Raw genomic sequence first — 4,124 nt, 5'->3', positions numbered from 1 at the left:
ACGACCACCCATCTTGCCGCGATCACCTTCCTGCATGTGACAGGCACGCAGGCCCACGACATCCCCTCCCGAGGCTCCGGTCCCGCGATCAACGATCTTGTCGCGGGCACGATCGATGCCGTGATCGACCAGACCGTCACCATGATTCCGATGCACACCGGCGGCAACGTCACGGCGATTGCGACCTCAGCGCCCAGCCGCCTTGCCCAAATTCCGGACGTGCCGACCTTCGCCGAGGCTGGGGTGCCCGCGTTCGACCTGACGGTCTGGAACGCGATCGCCGCACCGGCCGCCACCCCGCGGCCGATCCTCGAACGCCTTGAATCCTCGCTCAAGACCGCACTGGCCGATCCGGACCTGCGGCGCCGCTTCACCGACCTCGCGGCGGATGTGCCCGGACCGGACCAGTTGGGAGCGGAGCCGCTGCGGCGGCTGATCGCGTCCGACATCGAACGCTTCGGCCCCATCATCCACGCCGTCGGAGTGAAGGTGGAGTAGCGCTTACGCCCCGCGCAAGATCGCTTTGCCGCAATCGCCTTTGGCGGCAAAGCGGACACATCATGTCTTCGCAGCTCGGATTTATGAGAACACGCCTCGGTCCCGTCCTCGGAACAGGAGACAGGCATCGCCATAGGAGTAAAACCGGTAGCCGCTCTCGATCGCGTGGCTATAGGCGCGCTTCATCGTCTCCAGTCCCGAGAACGCCGAGACCAGCATGAACAGCGTCGAACGCGGCAAATGGAAGTTGGTCAGGAGGATATCGACGGCTCGGAAGCGATAGCCAGGCGTAATGAAGATGGCCGTCTCGTCATCGAACGGCCGGATCTCGCCATTCTCGGCGGCCGCGCTTTCCAATAGCCGCAGACAAGTGGTTCCGACGGCCACCACGCGTCCTCCCCTTGCGCGCGCCGCATTCAGCGCCTCGACCGTTGCCGGCGAGATCGCACCCCACTCGGAATGCATCTTGTGCTCCGAGGTGTCGTCCGCCTTGACCGGCAGGAACGTGCCCGCACCGACATGAAGGGTGACGCGATGCAGATCGACGCCGTGTTGGCGCAATGCGGCTTCCAGCGCCGGCGTAAAATGCAGGCCGGCCGTGGGTGCGGCGACCGCGCCTTCGTTGACGGCGAACATGGTTTGATAGTCGGCCGCGTCGTGTTCGTCAGCCGCGCGTTTGGAGGCGATATAGGGCGGCAGCGGTGGGCTACCGAGATCTGATATTGCGGAATCGAGTGTCGGTCCGTGAAATGAGAACGACAGCGTGACCGCGCCATCTTCGCCTTTGTCCTCGACTTCGGCATCGAGGTGTCCGAGCAGGCAAACCCGGCCCTCGTTGCCGAAACGGACCACGTCGCCGCGCGCGAGCTTTTTTGCCGGCTTGACCAGCGCCTGCCAACGCGAGCCGTCGAGCCGCTTGATCAGTGTCGCCTCGATCTTCGGCTCGGTGTCGCGGCCAAGACGTCGTCCCCTCAGCTGGGCCGAGATCACCTTGGTGTCATTGACGACGATCTGATCGCCCGCCCTGAGCCATTGCGGCAGATCGGACACCACGCGGTCGTGCAGGGACGAGCCGGACTCTACCACCAGCATCCGCGCAGAATCGCGCGGGTGCGCGGGGCGCAGCGCGATCCGCTCAGCGGGTAATTCGAAATCGAAGAGATCGGTGCGCATTGGCCAGTCCCGGTCATCGCCCGCGCAGGGCGCAGGCGGGCGATCCAGTACCCCGATCTTCATTAGGATCAAATTCGGTGGGTACTGGATGCTCCGCTTGCGCGGGGCATGGCATTACTACTTGGTCGGTGAACTACGCAGCATCCTTTGCCATATGCGCCTTGACGATCTTGTCGGGATCCCTGACCGGCTCGCCGCGCTTGATCTTGTCGACGTTCTCCATTCCCGACGTCACCTTGCCCCATACGGTGTACTGCTTGTTCAGGAACGGGGCGTCGTCGAAGCAGATGAAGAACTGACTGTCGCCGGAATCCGGACTGGCGGCGCGCGCCATCGAGGTGGTTCCACGCACATGCGGTTCGGCATTGAACTCGGCCTTGAGCTTGGTGCCGGAACCGCCGGTCCCCGTACCCTGCGGGCAACCCGTCTGAGCCATGAACCCGTCGATCACACGATGGAACACGATGCCGTCGTAAAATCCTTCCCGCACCAGTTCCTTGATCCGTGCCACATGGTTCGGCGCAAGATCGGGACGCATTTCGATGGTGACGGGCCCCTGCGTGGTGTCGAGGATCAAAGTATTTTCTGTATCAGCCATGCTCGCTTCTCTGCTGCTGGAGGTTTGCGGTTGTGAAATCGAATGGCGAAGGGGCGGCCGGCAGCGGCGCCGGCCATTCCTTCTGTAAATGGCATGGGAACGCAGCGCTGCAACGCCTCCATGACCGCGATCCGGTACAATAAACGATCGTTGTCGTCAGCCTGTTCCGATTCATAGGTCACGCGGGGGCGGCCCATGATTTGCCCTGCCCGGTTAAAGCTGACAATGACCGTGATGTCGATGTCGGCATGGACGCGCGAGGGTTCCGGCGGTTTCCAGCAGGTCCTCAGCCTCGCGAAAAGATCGGAAATGGTGTTCACCTGCGCCGGTTGCGCCGGCGCAGGACTCGTCGTTGCGAGAAGGAGCACCACGACGCCTAACCAGCGCCAATGGCGAGGCAGGTTCGCCACCGGTCACTTCATGTCGGAGGCGACCTGAACCTTCACCATCTTGTCGGGGTCGGTCACCGAACCGCCGGCCGATCCCGGGGCCGCCTTTTTCAGTTTGTCGACAACGTCCATGCCCTGCACGACTTCGCCGATCACCGTGTATTGGCCGTCCAAAGGCGTGCCGTCGGTGAACATGATGAAAAACTGTGAATTGGCAGAGTCCACGCTGTCGCCACGGCGCGCCATGCCGACGATCCCGCGCGCAAAATGAACCTTGGAAAATTCCTGCTTCAAGTTCGGATATTTCGATCCGCCGGTGCCGTTGAAGTTCTGCCCGTCGCCGGTCTGCGCCATGAAGCCTTCCATCACGCGATGGAAGGGAACGTTGTTGTAAAAACCGTCACGGGCGAGCTGCTTGATGCGCTCGGCATGCTTGGGGGCGATATCGGTACGCAGCTTGATCACGATCCGGCCCTTGGTGGTGTCGATGACGATCGCATTCTGCTTGTCGAGACCGGCGGGAAGCGGCTGAGCGATGGCGGGCGCAGCACAGACCAGCGCGACGAGGACGGCGAGAATTCGGATCATGGAAGCTCCAGCGTAAGAGAAAGATATTAGCGGCCGAATTTGGATTTGAGGCGCTTGGCCACGGCCTTGGGCACGAAGCTCGAGACGTCGCCACCCATACCGGCGATCTGTCGCACCAGTGTGGCGGTGATCGGGCGGACCGTCGGCGAGGCCGGCAGGAACACGGTGTGGACCTCCGGCGCCATGGTTTCGTTCATGCCGGCGATCTGCATTTCGTAGTCGAGATCGGTGCCGTCGCGGAGGCCCCGGATCAAAATGGTGGCCTTGGCGCGCTTGGCCGCGGTGACCGTGAGATCGTCAAACGTGACGCAGTCGAATTCGCATCCCGCGTGGCTTGCCACAGGTTCGAACACCTCGTGGAGCATCGAAAGCCGCTCTTCGACCGAAAACAGCGGCGCCTTGCCGGGATGGACGCCGATGGCGACCACCAGGCGGTCGCACAGGCCGACGGCATGCCGGACGACGTCCAGGTGGCCATTGGTGACGGGATCGAATGAGCCGGGATAAAGCGCGACACGGGGCATGAAACCGTCCTACCCCGCCACGGCTGTAGCTGCAAGCTAGTCCGTTCCATCTCAGCGAAACCTATATTTTTGGTTGGCCATTGAACCCCTTGCGGGTCCGGCACGTCTTCATGGCAGGGATTGCCTTTGTTTCGTGCCAGGCCGGCGATGAAACAAAACGGCGGTTGGATGAAACCATTTTGGACCTTTGGCGGACCTTGGCGAAGAACTCCGGAAACGCCCGGTTTGTATTAACGGACCAGAAAACGAGGGCCAGCAAGGCCCGCGACAGGGGACCGTCATGATCAAGACTCTTTCAGCTATCGCTGCTGCTGCTTGCGTTGCCGCCGCCCTCGCCATCCTGCCGGGCTTTGC

At 62.3% G+C, this 4,124-nt stretch carries 6 protein-coding genes; 1 reads left to right on the top strand and 5 read right to left on the bottom strand.

Going from position 1 to position 4,124, the window contains the following annotated elements; all coding sequences use genetic code 11:
• Positions 1-498, top strand: a 498-nt coding sequence (locus WB528_RS22465) for a Bug family tripartite tricarboxylate transporter substrate binding protein (RefSeq protein ID WP_423890796.1), incomplete at its 5' end; no start/stop codon positions are given.
• A gap of 81 nt (positions 499-579) precedes the next feature.
• Here WB528_RS22465 and queA read toward each other — a convergent pair.
• The 5 genes from queA to coaD form a co-directional block, all read right to left on the bottom strand.
• On the bottom strand, positions 580-1,671 hold the full coding sequence (queA, locus tag WB528_RS22460) for a tRNA preQ1(34) S-adenosylmethionine ribosyltransferase-isomerase QueA (RefSeq protein ID WP_423890793.1): 1,092 nt from the start codon (positions 1,669-1,671) through the stop codon (positions 580-582).
• Between the two features lie 133 nt (positions 1,672-1,804).
• Positions 1,805-2,269 (bottom strand): peptidylprolyl isomerase, encoded by a 465-nt coding sequence (locus WB528_RS22455; RefSeq protein WP_423890791.1) that lies wholly within the window; start codon positions 2,267-2,269, stop codon positions 1,805-1,807.
• Positions 2,245-2,670 carry a hypothetical protein gene (locus tag WB528_RS22450; RefSeq protein ID WP_423890798.1) on the bottom strand — a complete coding sequence of 142 codons (426 nt, stop codon included), beginning with the start codon at positions 2,668-2,670 and terminating at the stop codon, positions 2,245-2,247. Before WB528_RS22450 ends, WB528_RS22455 begins: the two co-directional genes overlap by 25 nt.
• A 12-nt stretch (positions 2,671-2,682) precedes the next feature.
• Positions 2,683-3,246 (bottom strand): peptidylprolyl isomerase, encoded by a 564-nt coding sequence (locus tag WB528_RS22445; RefSeq protein WP_423890789.1) that lies wholly within the window; start codon positions 3,244-3,246, stop codon positions 2,683-2,685.
• A 26-nt stretch (positions 3,247-3,272) separates the two neighbouring features.
• The gene (gene coaD, locus WB528_RS22440) at positions 3,273-3,770 is read right to left on the bottom strand and encodes a pantetheine-phosphate adenylyltransferase (protein ID WP_423890788.1); all 498 of its coding nucleotides are present in this window, start codon (positions 3,768-3,770) and stop codon (positions 3,273-3,275) included.
• Positions 3,771-4,124: the final 354 nt, after the last annotated feature.

It is taken from the genome of Bradyrhizobium sp. (genome assembly GCF_049586575.1).
Lineage (GTDB): Bacteria > Pseudomonadota > Alphaproteobacteria > Rhizobiales > Xanthobacteraceae > Bradyrhizobium.
This window is presented reverse-complemented; position numbering and strand designations above follow the sequence as displayed.

Bases quoted from the DNA above. Each gene is read 5' to 3' on its own strand.
- coaD (WP_423890788.1), bottom strand. From the start codon at position 3,770: ATGCCCCGTGTCGCGCTTTATCCCGGCTCATTCGATCCCGTCACCAAT.
- WB528_RS22445 (WP_423890789.1), bottom strand. From the start codon at position 3,246: ATGATCCGAATTCTCGCCGTCCTCGTCGCGCTGGTCTGTGCTGCGCCC.
- WB528_RS22455 (WP_423890791.1), bottom strand. From the start codon at position 2,269: ATGGCTGATACAGAAAATACTTTGATCCTCGACACCACGCAGGGGCCC.
- queA (WP_423890793.1), bottom strand. From the start codon at position 1,671: ATGCGCACCGATCTCTTCGATTTCGAATTACCCGCTGAGCGGATCGCG.